At 44.4% G+C, this 14,172-nt stretch carries 19 protein-coding genes; 18 read left to right on the top strand and 1 reads right to left on the bottom strand.

Annotated features, from left to right (window positions below; genetic code table 11):
- Positions 1-72 precede the first annotated feature (72 nt).
- The 4 genes from BJP58_RS05210 (at position 73) to BJP58_RS05195 (ending at position 3,761) form a co-directional block, all read left to right on the top strand.
- Positions 73-549 carry a YqeG family HAD IIIA-type phosphatase gene (locus BJP58_RS05210; protein ID WP_194543081.1) on the top strand — a complete coding sequence of 159 codons (477 nt, stop codon included), beginning with the start codon at positions 73-75 and terminating at the stop codon, positions 547-549.
- 548 nt (positions 550-1,097) lie between these two features.
- Entirely contained in the window at positions 1,098-2,024 is a 927-nt protein-coding gene (locus BJP58_RS05205) for a S8 family serine peptidase (protein ID WP_194543080.1), read from the top strand.
- A gap of 145 nt (positions 2,025-2,169) precedes the next feature.
- Complete coding sequence (locus BJP58_RS05200) at positions 2,170-2,556, top strand: hypothetical protein (protein WP_194543079.1); 387 nt, start codon at positions 2,170-2,172, stop codon at positions 2,554-2,556.
- A gap of 728 nt (positions 2,557-3,284) precedes the next feature.
- A complete protein-coding gene (locus BJP58_RS05195; protein ID WP_194543078.1) occupies positions 3,285-3,761 on the top strand; it encodes a GNAT family N-acetyltransferase in 477 nt (158 codons plus the stop codon).
- 71 nt (positions 3,762-3,832) lie between these two features.
- Here BJP58_RS05195 and BJP58_RS05190 read toward each other — a convergent pair whose 3' ends face one another.
- Positions 3,833-4,174 carry a winged helix-turn-helix transcriptional regulator gene (locus tag BJP58_RS05190; RefSeq protein WP_071220787.1) on the bottom strand — a complete coding sequence of 114 codons (342 nt, stop codon included), beginning with the start codon at positions 4,172-4,174 and terminating at the stop codon, positions 3,833-3,835.
- A gap of 107 nt (positions 4,175-4,281) precedes the next feature.
- On the opposite strand from BJP58_RS05190, the gene BJP58_RS05185 reads away from it, so the two are divergent.
- The 14 genes from BJP58_RS05185 (at position 4,282) to BJP58_RS05125 (ending at position 14,079) form a co-directional block, all read left to right on the top strand.
- Positions 4,282-5,196 (top strand): arginase family protein, encoded by a 915-nt coding sequence (locus BJP58_RS05185; protein WP_194543077.1) that lies wholly within the window; start codon positions 4,282-4,284, stop codon positions 5,194-5,196.
- Between the two features lie 259 nt (positions 5,197-5,455).
- Positions 5,456-5,938, top strand: coding sequence for a DUF2975 domain-containing protein (locus BJP58_RS05180; protein ID WP_194543076.1), 483 nt, complete (start codon positions 5,456-5,458; stop codon positions 5,936-5,938).
- A gap of 10 nt (positions 5,939-5,948) precedes the next feature.
- On the top strand, positions 5,949-6,173 hold the full coding sequence (locus BJP58_RS05175; protein WP_071220789.1) for a helix-turn-helix domain-containing protein: 225 nt from the start codon (positions 5,949-5,951) through the stop codon (positions 6,171-6,173).
- A 356-nt stretch (positions 6,174-6,529) separates the two neighbouring features.
- The gene (locus tag BJP58_RS05170) at positions 6,530-6,994 is read left to right on the top strand and encodes a hypothetical protein (protein ID WP_194543075.1); all 465 of its coding nucleotides are present in this window, start codon (positions 6,530-6,532) and stop codon (positions 6,992-6,994) included.
- 28 nt (positions 6,995-7,022) lie between these two features.
- On the top strand, positions 7,023-7,583 hold the full coding sequence (locus BJP58_RS05165) for a hypothetical protein (protein ID WP_194543074.1): 561 nt from the start codon (positions 7,023-7,025) through the stop codon (positions 7,581-7,583).
- Positions 7,584-7,887: 304 nt separating this feature from the next.
- Complete coding sequence (locus BJP58_RS05160) at positions 7,888-8,658, top strand: TetR/AcrR family transcriptional regulator (RefSeq protein ID WP_194543073.1); 771 nt, start codon at positions 7,888-7,890, stop codon at positions 8,656-8,658.
- Between the two features lie 22 nt (positions 8,659-8,680).
- Positions 8,681-9,427: a type I methionyl aminopeptidase gene (gene map / locus BJP58_RS05155; RefSeq protein ID WP_194543072.1), complete on the top strand. Its 747-nt coding sequence runs from the start codon at positions 8,681-8,683 to the stop codon at positions 9,425-9,427.
- A gap of 320 nt (positions 9,428-9,747) precedes the next feature.
- On the top strand, positions 9,748-9,852 hold the full coding sequence (locus tag BJP58_RS33530) for a DUF6254 family protein (protein WP_015735743.1): 105 nt from the start codon (positions 9,748-9,750) through the stop codon (positions 9,850-9,852).
- Between the two features lie 152 nt (positions 9,853-10,004).
- The gene (locus BJP58_RS05150) at positions 10,005-10,412 is read left to right on the top strand and encodes a helix-turn-helix domain-containing protein (protein WP_194543071.1); all 408 of its coding nucleotides are present in this window, start codon (positions 10,005-10,007) and stop codon (positions 10,410-10,412) included.
- Positions 10,413-10,525: 113 nt separating this feature from the next.
- Positions 10,526-10,984: a winged helix-turn-helix transcriptional regulator gene (locus tag BJP58_RS34230; RefSeq protein WP_442953952.1), complete on the top strand. Its 459-nt coding sequence runs from the start codon at positions 10,526-10,528 to the stop codon at positions 10,982-10,984.
- Between the two features lie 184 nt (positions 10,985-11,168).
- Complete coding sequence (locus tag BJP58_RS05140; RefSeq protein ID WP_194543069.1) at positions 11,169-11,636, top strand: MerR family transcriptional regulator; 468 nt, start codon at positions 11,169-11,171, stop codon at positions 11,634-11,636.
- A complete protein-coding gene (locus BJP58_RS05135; RefSeq protein WP_194543068.1) occupies positions 11,626-12,063 on the top strand; it encodes a hypothetical protein in 438 nt (145 codons plus the stop codon). Before BJP58_RS05140 ends, BJP58_RS05135 begins: the two co-directional genes overlap by 11 nt.
- 303 nt (positions 12,064-12,366) lie before the next feature.
- Complete coding sequence (locus BJP58_RS05130) at positions 12,367-13,014, top strand: glycoside hydrolase family 11 protein (protein ID WP_194543067.1); 648 nt, start codon at positions 12,367-12,369, stop codon at positions 13,012-13,014.
- Between the two features lie 222 nt (positions 13,015-13,236).
- Positions 13,237-14,079, top strand: a complete 843-nt coding sequence (locus tag BJP58_RS05125) for a formylglycine-generating enzyme family protein (RefSeq protein WP_194543066.1) — start codon at positions 13,237-13,239, stop codon at positions 14,077-14,079.
- Positions 14,080-14,172 lie beyond the last annotated feature (93 nt).

Genomic DNA, 14,172 nt, shown 5'->3' with positions numbered 1-14,172 from the left:
GTATGATTTTAACAGAATGAAGGCAATCTATACACGATTGGCTCACTTATATCAAGGTAGTGGAGGATATGTATGTCTATTTTTAAACCATCGAAAATTGCGCGCTCGATATATGAGATTGACGGAGAAACACTCCAGCAGGCAGGTATTAAAGGGATCATCCTTGACTGGACCAATACCATAACGACGAAAAATGCTGAATCCTTAACCGATTTGATGAAAGATTGGCTGAATAACATGCAGTCCCGATACGGAATTAAGGTGATCATCGTCTCTAACAGCAAACCACCGATGCATGGTCACGGACAGATCCATGAGATTCCAGCATTGTTCGAAGCCGGTAAACCGAAGAAAAAAGCGTTTTTAGCTGCATTGAATCTACTCGGAACGCGCAGTAACGAGACAGCCGTTATCGGAAACGGCATCATTACCGATCTATGGGGAGGAAACCGTCTGGGGATGTACACGATTTTCATATCTTCTTCATGGGCGAAACCTCAGATTTTAGGCGTAGTCAAACGACTACTCGTAAAAGTGCTCCGAGTATAAACATGCGTGCTACAGTTGGAACATAATTGATGTGATTTGAGGGGTGAAGGGATTGGATTTTTTGGCCGCGTTCACTATTTAAGATATTTTAATATTTCTCCACTTTTTACTTAAATTATCTTCCCTAAACGGTAGACGGCTATTTTGTGGGTTTCGATAATTACGTAGAGCTGCTGGGAAGTCTTCCTTCCACAAGGCGGCATTTAACACGTTTTACTTCAGCGCGGTCAGCGTTCCGCTCATGGTTATGATGTCACTCGGCTAAGCGATGCTGCTCCATAAAAGTACATATTTTCAAAAATGGCTTCGGACCGCTTATAGAATGCTGCTAGGAAGTGAAAGTTAACCATTTACTTATGAAGAGGATCAGGGCTAAAAGAATTGATAGCGCTTAATCGTATCAGCGACATATAAACATGTTATTATAGACTGCAACCCCGAAGATATATTAGGTTCGGGGTTGTTTTTTGTTACTTCATTCAACTAGCCAAATGAATGATCAAGCAATAAGCTAAAGATGTATATTGCTTTAGAAGGAGCATGAATCCATGAGAGTATTACCTGAACCTACGTGGGCACGACTAGGCTTTTCAGAAGCTCCGGATTTTACGGAATCCGGGAAAAACATGGGTATCGTCATCATTGATACAATTACCCCTCATCCTGCACTTCAGCATTTAGGCGATCGATTACAATACGTCACCGTTCATGACGACTTCTCCATTACATGCCGAAATATTGCTTTAGAAGAGTCCCTTGAACATGAAGACGCTAGTGGTGAGCATGGGTTGATGACACTATTGGCACTATCTCATAAACCTTTTGTTTTCCAAGGAAAAACGCATATAGGCATTGCACCGGCGGCACATTATATCGTGCTTAATCATGGGGCGTTCAAGATTGGGGAAGGAGAACGATTAAAAGCCGGGATCGAGTGGATATTGAATAAGCAGAAAGAATGGAATATTCGAATCATATTAAGTACGGGATGGCATGCACTAGATCATCAGGTATATCTAAAAAGCACAAGCAAAAACAGCACGGTTCAGGCACTAACTTCAGCCGTTAGAAGTGGGGTTCTTGTGGTCTGTGCAAATGGGAATACGAGAACAGCGAATATGTTGCCGCCTCGCGAATATCTAGCCGTGGGGGGATACAATGACCGAGGCCACGCAGAGCGCCACATCCATGTACCATTTCCCGATGAACCGTATGGACGAAATGCCGAGGGGCACTTCAGGCCTGACGTTCTAGCACCACGAGTATACTTGACCGTTCCTTTTTGTGAATTCATTAAAAAAGCAGATGTCGTTTCCTATTATGAGGGAACATCAGGCGCAGCAACACTCGTAACCGGAGTCGCAGCATACCTAATGTCTACATTTCAAGGTTTAGATGCAGCAACTCTACGCACTGCGTTGACGACATACGGTGATCGTATACATGGCTACGATAATCTAGCCCCCCAGGGTTAACGTCGCCAAAACAAAAACCGCAATTGAATTGGGTCAGATAACGAATCAACCCCAAGTAGCTTTACAGTCCCTGCGGATCAGGGACACACATATCGCACTACATTCCCAAGATGACATCAAAAGGGCGGTATCCCTATCTACTCTCGTGGAAAGGCAGCTTTGCTCACGGAACCTTTTATGGCAATATTCATTCGATCGCTCGCCAATCGTAAGAAAAATCGCTGTTTGTGCTTTGGAAAAGCCCATAAACGAATATGAGCGAGAGGTTTTCTGGGAGCGATTAGCTCAGGAATCGGAAGGCGGCGTCCGTGGTTGGTATGCCTATGCATTATTGCAAGACGCAAGGAAAAATGAAGGTTCCAAGTGGATTCCATTGTCAACGGATATCAATTGGACGGTTCGATGGTGTGTAAGCGAATACCTTGCCATGTTTCCTGACTTCTTTCCGCAATTTGAACCGACGCATGATCCAGATTCTATAATTTCAAAAGCCTCTCCGCTAATACAATGGCTAAGCGGACAGACTGAATAAGAGGATAGAATGGATAAGCGCGGAGCCCCATTTTCCCGAAAGAGCTGGAATCCGATTCATTAATGTGAACGCGTCGGACAATTGATGGATAGTGTGCAAGGATGTATTGGTGCATAGCTGTATGCGGACAGGAGATCCGCTATTTCCCAACAACTGTACCGAAATCACCGATTCGCGGACACAGAATCCGTTATTCTCGGATTTTTCTTATTATTGCTGTGATTTGCAGGCAATAGCGGAACCTGTGTCCGCCTAACCCTATGTTCAGCACCTTTTCTTACAAATAGCGGAACCACGGTCCATACGGAGTTGGTTAAATAGCTTCTTCCTCATAACCCCCTAAAGATGATTAGTTTCCCTTATGGGTTTTCAACAATGTCTGCTTTAAGGGGATTCACTTAATTAAATGTATCTTCAGCCTCCGCCTCTATATATCCGTCAGCAGAAAGTGGTGTAACAGATGTATAAGCGGCAACGATGAAAATGGGATACCGTTCATCTGGTTGATCCATCAACATGAATGCTAAAACGCAGCTTATATGAGCAAAAAAATAAAACCGGCACAATAATGTGCCGGTTAATTCATACTAACCTAAAAAAGGCATGGATACATAATATTCTATAAAAAATTTCTATATAAGTCTATTACTTTTTTTGGATAAATTGTATGTTATATAAGCGACCGCGGCGCAACGATCAACCCAAGATAATGAAGGGAGAAACCTTGCATGATAACACTCAGGAAAATCACGTTGGAAAACCGACGTGCCATATTTAATCTGGAGGTCTCAGAAGATCAACGGCGCTTCGTAGCGTCCAATTTATCGAGCGTGGCTTCGTGTTATGTCCTTGCAACCAATGGGGGGCAGCCATTTCCATTTGCCATTTACGCGGATGAGCAGCCGGTTGGTTTTGTTATGATTACCTACAGAATCACCGGATATGAACTTCCGACAATCGCAGACGACAGCTATTGCATCCTGCGGCTGATGATTGACAAGCAATTCCAGAACAGAGGCTATGGTCGGGAAGCCATGAAAAAAATCTTGGAATTTGTCCGTACCTTTCCTGCGGGGCCTGCACATTACTGCTGGATTTCTTATAAGGCTGATAACGCAGCCGCCAAAAAGCTTTATGAAAGCTACGGCTTCCGTGACAACGGCGAAATCGAAAACGACGAGCTAATAACCGTTTTACGACTTTAATTCTCTGCTTCAACGGATCAACCCTTGAAAGCCGCATTTTATGCGGCTTTTTTGCAACAAGAAAATAGGGCTCAATGATGTTGGTTCTTTACTCCCCACTCACATAGCTGTTCCAAAATGGGTAATAGAGTTTCCGCTTTATCTGTAAGACTGTACTCGACTTTTGGCGGAACTTGAGGATATTCTTTGCGTGTCACCAGACCATCCGCTTCCAGTTCTTTGAGCTGTGAGCTCAATGTTTTGTAAGTGATCGCTCCTATTTGTCTTTTCAGATCGTTAAAGCGAACCGTTTGGTTTTCAGCCAAGAGGTACATAATCACCATTTTCCATTTGCCGCCAATAATCGAAATGGTATAACCAAAAGGTGTGTCTTGGACATTCTTAACTTTACCTTTAAATTCCTCCATACTCATACTGATACACTATCCTTTCGGGTAGTACCTATCATAAATGTGCGTACTACTTTTATATTTGTGCTCAGTCTATACTAACCTTACTTTGATGTAAAGGAGAGAAACAAATGACTAAAAAAACAATACGTCTGTTAATGCCACAATGGCAAGGAGGAAACAACCCGAACTACTCTTTTGGAGCCGAGCTGCTTGCTTGGCTGGCTCCGGACAATGATCAACCCCTTATCCGTGTACCTGTTCAAGCTTATGATGGAACTCCGCTCGAAAACGAGAACGGTATGAATGGAAGACAACAGCTGCTTGAACAGCTAAAGGCTGCTCATCATCTTATTGAGGCTCATCAGCCGGATCGCGTTATCATGTTTGGTGGTGATTGCCTAGTTGAACAAGCTCCATTTGCCTATTTAAACGAACGGTACGGTGGGGAATTAGGTTTGGTATGGATCGATGCTCACTCTGATTTGGTCAATTATGTCGGCTATGATAACGGGCACGCAGTACCTCTCGGGAATCTTTTGGGAGAAGGAGATGAGGAGTTCGCAAAACATGTGAAAACCCCGCTAAAACCTGAAAATGTCTTTATTGCGGGATTAGCGGCTCCTACAGAAGAAGAAGTTGCTGTAATTTCTGAAGCGTTTCAAAGATTAGGTGTAGCACCTACAGAACCGGACACGGAAATGATTCAAAGGCTTGGTATTCGAACGGCCGGAACGAAGGAGTTAGCGAGCAGCACAGAATCAATAAAAGAATGGATCAAAGAAAGCGGCATTAAACATCTGGCTATTCATCTTGATTTAGACGTGCTTGATCCGAAGGCTTTTCGTTCGGTATTATTCGCCAACCCGGAAGAACCCTTTAATTTATCTCCTAAGGGAACCATGCAATTGCCTCAACTACTGCGTTTGATTAAAGAACTATCAGAAGAAACCGATGTCGTTGGGTTAGGTATAACAGAGCATTTGCCGTGGGACTCCATCAACCTGAAGAAACTCCTTGGAGAAATACCCATTTTAAATAACTAAAGGCATCCATGAACTTATATAGAAAAATGAACTGAATAATCATAAAAATACACCCACGTATTTTAGGGTGTATTTTTTAGGTGGTAGTAAGGGGGGCAGTAAGTGAGGTGATTCAGATTGATTTCGTTTCAATGTAAGTATTTCCTTGGAGATATCAGTATAACAATATAAATATAATCATAAACATTAATTATTTATTGCAAAACGATAAATAAATTGCTAAAATCAATTTCATAATCATGAAGTGAGGTGCTTTTTTATGAAACGAGGGTCCACATTATTTTTAAGGATTGCTGTAATTCTTATTGGAATTCCAGTTCTAGCTCTGTGCATATTTGTGGTACCAGAGATAGCGGAATTTATTGCAGAATTGTATCCAGATCATACTTATTTGAGATATCTTGTTTTCATCGATTTGTATGCAACCGCGATACCGTTTTACTTTGCTTTGTATCAGGCGTATAAGCTTCTAGGCTATATTGACAAGAACAAAGCTTTCTCGGAATTATCCGTACGCGTTCTAAAGAATATAAAAAACTGTGCAACCATAATCAGCAGCTTGTTTGTGGTAGGCATGCCGCTCTTTTATCTGATAGCGGAGAAAGACGATGCCCCAGGCATCATAATCATCGGAATGGCCCTGATTTTTGCGTCCATGGTGATTGCCGTTTTTGCTGCTGTTCTTCAAAAGCTTTTAAAAGAGGCAATTGATATAAAATCTGAGAATGATTTGACGGTCTGAGGTGATAACTATGGCGATTATTATCAATATTGATGTGATGCTGGCTAAACGAAAAATGAGCGTAACCGAGCTTTCGGAGAGAGTTGGAATAACCATGGCCAATCTGTCTATATTGAAAAACGGAAAGGCAAAAGCCATTAGGCTTTCAACGTTGGAAGCTATTTGCAAAGCGCTGGAATGCCAGCCTGGAGATATTTTAGAATACAAAAGTGACGAGAACACGCAAGAATCATAAAGCAGGGATCTAAAAAGTCGCCATTTCGGCGATTTTTTTGTGTTTCATAAGCAATCTTGATGATTGTCTGACGTGAAACAGAATCGAATCATAAATGGACGGTCAGGATTGTCGTGAAGCAGGTTATGCTCGTGTTTCCTAATACGTGGTAAAATGGTTGTCAAGAACCATAGAAGAGGGGTTGGAATTTTGATTCGGGGAGTCATTATCGAAGGGGTGTCAACTGCTGGAAAAACATCATTGTTTTCTGCAATCAGGGGAATACATAGTCAAGCGAATAATGTTGAAAATCGATAATTGCAATAAGTGAACACTATTCGCAAGTTTTGCATTCATACCAAGGCGTCCTGAGATCCATGGATAAGGATGAACATATTGACCTGTTAAATCGTCATGTTGATTATCTTGAGCTACAATACAATTGGATTGATTCACTAGGCCATACGAAACCATCAAACGGAATATTCTATCTTTTGGAAAGATTCCATTTAAATCATCGAGCGGCATTTTCAAATTCTTCAGACATTGAGGTGTTAGAAAAACGCTTATTAAGACTGAATGCTCATTGTGTGCTTTTAACACTTTCTCAAGATGCAGTGGAGTCAAGGTATATTGAAAGTCGTGGCGACGCTTGGAAATCATATGTGATGAACAATCACTCCACAGTTACGGAGGCTTGTCAGAAGTTCTTAGAGGACCAGAATCAACTTCGCATGTGTGCGAAACAATCGCTTATTCCCACTCTAGAGATCAACACAGATGAAGCAGACTGGAATGCTTACGCAAAACAGATACTCATGGGAATCAACGATGCAACTTAAAGTAATTAAGTAATGAAGGGGAGAGAACATGATTTTACTATTAAGAACTATAATGATTGTACTATTCGTATCTTTAATCGGGTGTCAGCAAAATACGAGCTCAATAGAAAACCTCACTGCTGAATCAGATCTAGCAGGTTTTGTAGAGCCAGAGCCGTCGGATTGGGTGAAATATATAACGCCAGTCAGAGAGTACATGTATTATAGAACGCAAGCCGTGGTTAACAAGGATATACATATTTTATGGGACCATTACCCGGATCTTAAAGAGAATGTTGACCTCAAACTAGGAATCAATATAGAGAAAAATGAGGTTGAATCCTTAAATCAACATGTTCATTTGTTGGATGCCAATTACAACATTGAAGGTTATGAACGAATGAAAGTGAAAACGATAAGTGATCATAAAGTGGAAGTTCTCATTCATGCAAGTATAGTTTATATGAGAGATGATTTTGATGAGTCTGGAGGAGAGCATTTAATTAAGCTCTACTTAGAACATAAGAACAATCATTGGGCTGTCGTAAAAACGGATGAATATACTTTACCGGAATACAAAGAATGGATGAAGGAAAAGGAACAACTCTAATCTATTGCTAAGCTATCCTAAGCGAGCTGGAACGATAGCTGAATAATGCGTTGAAGGCAGCCGACCAGTATGAGCGGCTGCCTTTTAAGGTTTGAAGCTTGCATCGTTTTTGGGCCGATTAAACACTATGACAACCGTTAGTGTAGCAATGTTGAACCAGGTCGCTCGTTCGAGGTTAACCCGTTGGTCAAACACCGATTTCAAGGTTGAGCCTGAAATCCTACACTAATCACTTGTTATTCGTAAGCTGATGTTTTATATTGACATAAGAGTAGGTCAAAAATAAATGAGGTGACGAGACTAGATGACTCCACGCACGAAGGAACAAAACGAAGAGATCCGGCTGCGGCGTCTGGCGCAAATCCGGAAAGCCGCTGCCGATGTGTTTTTGGATAAAGGTCCTTTACTGGAAATCCGGGATGTGGCCGCGCAGGCGGGACTCGGCTATGGCACGGTATATCATTATTACAGCAATAAAGGCGATTTACTCCACGATCTGCTATGGGATGCGTTGGAGCGGGACGGTGGATGGCTGAAGGCTCCGCTAGATGCTGCGTTAGAAGCCTTGGTGAAGAATCCGTCGAAAGTCCCGCTTGCATCGGCTTCGGGGGAGGTGCCATCGGGCGGGCATTTCGGCTTGGCTGCTGCGCCGGACACCGGAAAGTCGGCTGCCGCGGATTCCCGTATGAGAAGCCACGAATCGGCCGCTGCCGCTGAGCTTGGCCCCGTCGCGGTAGCCGGCGTCCGGCTGCTGCAGCTTTGGGCGGAGGACCATGCCCTGTACCTGCTGCATAAGCTGGCCGGTGAGAGCTTTGCCTCGCTGCCAGAAGCGCGCTCGGCCCCGCTCCTGGCCACCTTTCGCCGGGAGGTGCTCACGCCTCTTGCCGAGCTGCTAGAAACCGGGCGCGCGGAGGACGGGGCTGCGGCTTCCGGCGGAAACGCGGCAGAGCCGCTGTATCGGCTACAGCGCGCGGAAATGCTGCTGGCCGCCTTGGTCGGCTGCGCCTCGCTTTCGCTTCGCCGCGGTAAGCTGCACGAAGAGGCCAAGGATATCGTCATGTTTTTAAAATTATAGTATAAGGAGTGAATAAACATAGATGATCATCTTAAAATCACCTAGGGAAATCGAGGAGATGAAGCCGGCGGGCCAAATCGTTGCGGACTGCTACCGTGAGGTTGCCAAACTGATCGAGCCTGGGATCACCACCCGCGAAATCAATGACTTTGTTGCCAGACACATCACCAAACTCGGCGGCAAGCAGTTTACGAAAGGGTATAACGGTTTCCCCGCAGAAACCTGCACTTCGGTTAACGATGTGGTGGCCCACGGCATTCCTTCGAATCGTGCGCTTATGGACGGCGATTTGTTGAAGCTCGACATCGTCGTGGAATACGGCGGTTGGTTCGGCGATTCATGCTGGTGCTATGCGGTGGGCAATATCCGGCCGGAAGCACAGAAATTAATGAAGGTGACAAAGGAGTGCTTGGATCTGGGGATCTCCCGGGCAATCCCTGGAGGCCGGCTCGGCGACATTACGTCGGCGATTCAACAGCATGCGGAATCGAACGGGTACTCCGTCGTACGCGATCTGCTGGCGCACGGGATCGGGCGGAGCCTGCACGAGGAGCCGAACTACGAGCATATCGGCGTAGCCGGCAAAGGCATTCGATTAAAGGAAGGCATGGTGTTTACGATTGAACCGATGCTCAACGAAGGTACGTTCCGTATCACGATCGACGACGATCAGTGGACGGCGAGAACGGCTGACGGCAAGCTGTCGGCGCAATATGAGCATACAATCGCAATCACGTCGGACGGACCGCTGATATTAACGGCCCAGTAAGAATAGAGGCGAACGGACGGCAATGCGGATATAAGTCGCCAACCCGGTAAGCAAGATCACCCACACTCTCGACCTCAAACGTGACTCCGGGTGGTCTGCCGGACGCTTTCCCCAACCGATTAGTGAAGCTAAATGGGCTGTTAAGGAAATCATAGGCCGCACACCTTCTCCGATCATGACCTGTATAAGAGAGAAGCCATCGAGTACATAACTGTTTTTAAAACAATTGACTCTATATGATTTCCATGAATGAACCGAGCTGAGGAATGACAATATAAGTAAGTGGTATACAATTCAGTTTCCAAAGGAGGATATCTGTCATGGCTCACCAGAAGAGAAGGAAAGAAGCTGCCTGGAAGTCGCGAAAGCAAGAACAGCATCCCCATGGTAAAATCAAATCGCTTAAGGAATTGTCCAGCGAATAGGATGAAGAGTATACTGCTTGGAAGATAGAAAGACTGTCGGCCTCTAATGCCGGCAGTCTTCTTTCTTGTATCATTCATTAGATATCTCGGTTTACTTACCTCTAATTATCACTTAATATATGGATAACAAGAGATAAGGGAAGGTGTTTAAAATGAATGCTAAAGAAGCAGCGTTATTACTTGGGGTTCATTACAAAACGATTCTTAACATGATAAATGATGGGCGCTTAGCCGCTTCGAAGAACGACTCTGGAGATTGGGTAATTAGCGAGAGCGATTTGGCTGCCCGTGAGCAGCGGATTGATGATAAGGAATTTGAGACGATCTACACTCATATGGCCGTACAGATGATTGAAAAAGCTCATCATCGTGCGATAAACGCAGCAAAAGAAGAGCTGATTCACGTGGCACGTGCAATGATAAAGGTCAAAGACAATCGAAACGAGTTGAATCAGCAAGTAAAACGCCTTCAAAATGCATTAGATGCATATAAAGCAGCGGAAGCATTCACTCTCACTGTGGATTCAATCAAAAAACAAGCGGAAAGTGAAAATCACTAGTACTTGCTAAGTTAAGGTCATAGCCCAGTCAGTTGTTTTACACTTAATGTCTTAAAAGGGCAAAGGATGACCCTGGCGATTGCAGTTGAATTTCACTAATCACACATGCAAGCATGATTGATTCTTGTAGTAAGCTTTGCCGAATATCACCTAAATCAACGACCGTTGTCCAACCGAGATCGTTAAGAAGAACCCTGACCTTATGGATAAAAATGGGGGGCGAAGTAATGCCTGTTCAACGAAATGAATGTCCCGTTGAGATCGTATTTTCCATGTTAAGCGGGAGATGGAAAATTCCAATCTATCGATTTTTGTATAAAAACTCAATCCCCGTTCGGTATAGCGAATTGCTGCGACATTTACCATCCATTTCGAAAAAAATATTAACTGAACAGCTTCGTGAGCTTGAGCATGATGGAATCATCGATAGAACATCGTATCCGGAGCCTCGGCCTAGAGTAGAATATACGCTGACACCGAAGGGTCGAACCATGATTGAACTTCTGGATTCGATGAGTGGGGGAAGAAGCACATCCTATCTGAATGTGAGATGTCAGCCCCTAATTAGTTAGACGCGGATAGGGCAGATGATCTCATTGACGCGGGCGCGAAAAGGGCAGCAACGATGAGCGTAACAATTGAGACTAGCCTACTGGAATATCATATGCCCTCATGCCAACGATTGCTTGATTGCTCTGATAATGAAATTACATTATGACTTGACATTGGAGCTTACTCCAATGTTATTTTGAATTCATGGAAAAACTTTATTCTATACAAGAAGTTTCGCAGCTGCTTGGGATGCCAAAGGATACGCTTCGCTACTACGACCGGATAGGAATCGTATCACCATCCCGTGAAGACAATCGGTACCGCAGGTATTCGAAGAACGACCTCATCGATTTGATGAATATCCAAATCATGCAGTATGCGGACTTTACGCTTGACGAGATCAAGGGAACGATTGGATTCCACAGGAAGGAGAAGCTAGATCCTGCTTATTGCCGTGAGGTTGCTTCGTTCCTCGATGCCAAGAATGCAGAAACGCGCAAGAAAATGGCCCATCTGGAAAAGGTCAGTCAGTTGCTTGACGTAGCAGCCGAAACGCTAAGGGACTTTAATCATGAAAGCGACCAACGACTGGCAGAAATCGTTCGCGAGCTTTACCGCTCTATTCACAAGAAGGAACCGGAAATATCTGAGGAGGGATGTCATGGGCATTAAGGTTAGGAATTTTTATTTTTTGACTGCCGGCCTTCTGGCGATACTGTTTGCCTTTACGCACGCATGGAACGGGCAATCCATTGTGCTGCCAGTGCTCCATGTGAGTGCGATAGCGATGGACACCCAAACAGTATTCATGTATGTATGGCACATCATCACGGCGGAAAATCTGATTTTCGGCTTTGTGTTCATTCTTATGTCATTCCAAAGTGAACGATCAAAGACCCACTTCGCCGCCTGGACCATCGTATCGCTTCTGATCGTCCGGCTGCTGGTCATTCTTGGTATAACGGCATTACAAAACATATCGGCGCTTACGGATACGTTAATCGATTCGATTGCGATCGTAATCTATCTCATCTTCATCATAATGGGCATAAGAAGAAAGCCGAAGGGGTTCGGAGGTCAGACGAGCGACTATTCATGAAAAGACTGTCCATTCATCGGGTGGAACAAGGGAAAAGGATAAGGGGGATACTACTTTTGTGAAATAGAAGGACTGACGGTAATATTCCGGCAGTCTTTTTTTATGATCTATCCGCCCTCGCAAGTTCCTAAAATTGTAAAATAATCTAGATATCATATTTAATTTGCTAAGTGTTTTGAAACCGCTATCATTCTATAATTTACTTGGAAAGGAGGTAAAAGGAAAATACAAGGGAAATCGCATGCTAAGCACAGCCAAGAAAATCAACGCAAGGTACAATTCAACAATAAGAGGAGGTAGATTATGTTTAAGTTTAAGTTTAAGTTTAGTAAGAAAATGGTGACGGTTATTCTTGCAGCTACCATGAGTTTTAGTATGTTTGCAACAACCTCAAGTGCAGCGACCGACTATTGGCAAAATTGGACCGATGGCGGCGGAACGGTGAATGCTGTTAACGGCTCCGGCGGTAATTACAGCGTGACATGGCAAAATACCGGAAATTTCGTTGTCGGCAAAGGCTGGAATACCGGATCGCCTAACCGAACGATTAACTACAATGCCGGCGTCTGGTCACCGTCCGGCAATGGGTATTTGACACTCTACGGATGGACGAGAAACGCACTCATCGAGTATTACGTCGTAGATAGCTGGGGTACTTATCGCCCTACCGGAACACATAAAGGGACAGTCACAAGTGATGGAGGCACATACGACATCTATACGACCATGCGATACAATGCACCTTCCATTGACGGAACACAAACGTTTGCCCAGTACTGGAGCGTTCGACAATCGAAAAGAGCGACGGGGGTCAACTCCTCCATCACTTTCAGCAACCACGTGAACGCATGGGCAAGTAAAGGAATGAATCTGGGGAGCAGCTGGTCTTATCAGGTGTTAGCAACAGAGGGTTATCAAAGCAGCGGAAGCTCTAACGTAACGGTATGGTAGCCAATCGCCATCCGTAAACTCAACTAACGGACACGGAGGGGAGCATCTCTTAGGAAAACGGAGTTCGGCTATCCGATTGACCGTTCCCTTCGTTTAGCCCTAAATCCGGATACGTTGCGGGTCGTTTTTCGCGGAGACGAACGGCCTTCGACGTAACGGGCAGGCAAGTTGCGGGCAACAATGGGCTCTCATTTTTTTATTAGCTTAAAGGAGAAATTATCAATGAGAAAGCTAATAATGTTCCTTTTAATAGCAGCAATGGCTGTGATCAGCGCTTGTTCGCAAGATCAGCCTGAAAAGAAGGATGATTTGGTATTGGTGAAAGGCGGGACCTTTAAGAACAACCAGTCTAACTATGCTGATAAAAAAGAAGCCTTATCGAACTTTTACATCGGCAAATATGAGGTCACCCAAAAAGAGTGGGTGGAAGTAATGGGCAGTAATCCATCTGCATTCAAAGGCGATCATTTGCCGGTAGAAATGGTGAGCTGGTATGACGTTGTGGAGTATTGTAATCAAAGAAGTATCCAGGAGGGCTTGAATCCGTATTACAACATAGACAAGGTGAAAAAGGATGCGAATAATAAGAACGATAACGATGATATCAAATGGACCGTCACGATCAATGAGGGAGCTAACGGTTACCGGTTGCCTACAGAAGCGGAATGGGAATACGCTGCGGGCGGAGGTCAGAATAGCAAGGGTTACATGTATAGCGGAAGCAATAATGCCGATGAGGTCGCATGGTATTGGAAAAACGCCGGAGACAAATACCTATCTGGGGATTGGAACTGGCCTATCATAGAGAGCAATCAGAACCAAACAAAATCGATCGGTACCCAGAAACCCAACGAGTTAGGAATTTACGATATGTCTGGAAACGTAAGGGAATGGTGCTGGGACTGGCACGGCGAATTGGATAGTCCAAGCGGTTCCTTCCGGGTAGTGAAGGGCGGCGGTTGGATCGGCGACGTTACCAACAACGAGATATCCTTCCGAGGGAAGTTCGATCCCAATGGCTTTGGCCCCGATCAAGGTTTTCGTGTCGTTCGCGGAGAAATATGACATTTCATGTCATGTTTCTTTTTTTATTCCGGATTTAGTTTGTGAAGTTGGTGTTTATCCGTGAGTCTTACCGCAAGGTGGCCGCTGATTTCC

The organism is Paenibacillus sp. JZ16 (genome assembly GCF_015326965.1).
GTDB lineage: Bacteria > Bacillota > Bacilli > Paenibacillales > Paenibacillaceae > Paenibacillus_AQ.
Note: the sequence above shows the minus strand (reverse complement) of the source record. Positions and strands in the feature narration are given on the sequence as shown.

Excerpts from the sequence above, each read along its gene's own strand:
- BJP58_RS05130 (WP_194543067.1), top strand. The coding sequence starts at position 12,367 with ATGTTTAAGTTTAAGTTTAAGTTTAGTAAGAAAATGGTGACGGTTATT.
- map (WP_194543072.1), top strand. The coding sequence starts at position 8,681 with ATGATCATCTTAAAATCACCTAGGGAAATCGAGGAGATGAAGCCGGCG.
- BJP58_RS05195 (WP_194543078.1), top strand. The coding sequence starts at position 3,285 with ATGATAACACTCAGGAAAATCACGTTGGAAAACCGACGTGCCATATTT.
- BJP58_RS05165 (WP_194543074.1), top strand. The coding sequence starts at position 7,023 with ATGATTTTACTATTAAGAACTATAATGATTGTACTATTCGTATCTTTA.
- BJP58_RS05185 (WP_194543077.1), top strand. The coding sequence starts at position 4,282 with ATGACTAAAAAAACAATACGTCTGTTAATGCCACAATGGCAAGGAGGA.
- BJP58_RS05140 (WP_194543069.1), top strand. The coding sequence starts at position 11,169 with ATGGAAAAACTTTATTCTATACAAGAAGTTTCGCAGCTGCTTGGGATG.
- BJP58_RS05170 (WP_194543075.1), top strand. The coding sequence starts at position 6,530 with ATGGATAAGGATGAACATATTGACCTGTTAAATCGTCATGTTGATTAT.
- BJP58_RS05175 (WP_071220789.1), top strand. The coding sequence starts at position 5,949 with ATGGCGATTATTATCAATATTGATGTGATGCTGGCTAAACGAAAAATG.
- BJP58_RS05150 (WP_194543071.1), top strand. The coding sequence starts at position 10,005 with ATGAATGCTAAAGAAGCAGCGTTATTACTTGGGGTTCATTACAAAACG.
- BJP58_RS05180 (WP_194543076.1), top strand. The coding sequence starts at position 5,456 with ATGAAACGAGGGTCCACATTATTTTTAAGGATTGCTGTAATTCTTATT.
- BJP58_RS34230 (WP_442953952.1), top strand. The coding sequence starts at position 10,526 with ATGATTGATTCTTGTAGTAAGCTTTGCCGAATATCACCTAAATCAACG.
- BJP58_RS33530 (WP_015735743.1), top strand. The coding sequence starts at position 9,748 with ATGGCTCACCAGAAGAGAAGGAAAGAAGCTGCCTGGAAGTCGCGAAAG.
- BJP58_RS05190 (WP_071220787.1), bottom strand. The coding sequence starts at position 4,174 with ATGAGTATGGAGGAATTTAAAGGTAAAGTTAAGAATGTCCAAGACACA.
- BJP58_RS05210 (WP_194543081.1), top strand. The coding sequence starts at position 73 with ATGTCTATTTTTAAACCATCGAAAATTGCGCGCTCGATATATGAGATT.
- BJP58_RS05160 (WP_194543073.1), top strand. The coding sequence starts at position 7,888 with ATGACTCCACGCACGAAGGAACAAAACGAAGAGATCCGGCTGCGGCGT.
- BJP58_RS05205 (WP_194543080.1), top strand. The coding sequence starts at position 1,098 with ATGAGAGTATTACCTGAACCTACGTGGGCACGACTAGGCTTTTCAGAA.
- BJP58_RS05125 (WP_194543066.1), top strand. The coding sequence starts at position 13,237 with ATGAGAAAGCTAATAATGTTCCTTTTAATAGCAGCAATGGCTGTGATC.
- BJP58_RS05135 (WP_194543068.1), top strand. The coding sequence starts at position 11,626 with ATGGGCATTAAGGTTAGGAATTTTTATTTTTTGACTGCCGGCCTTCTG.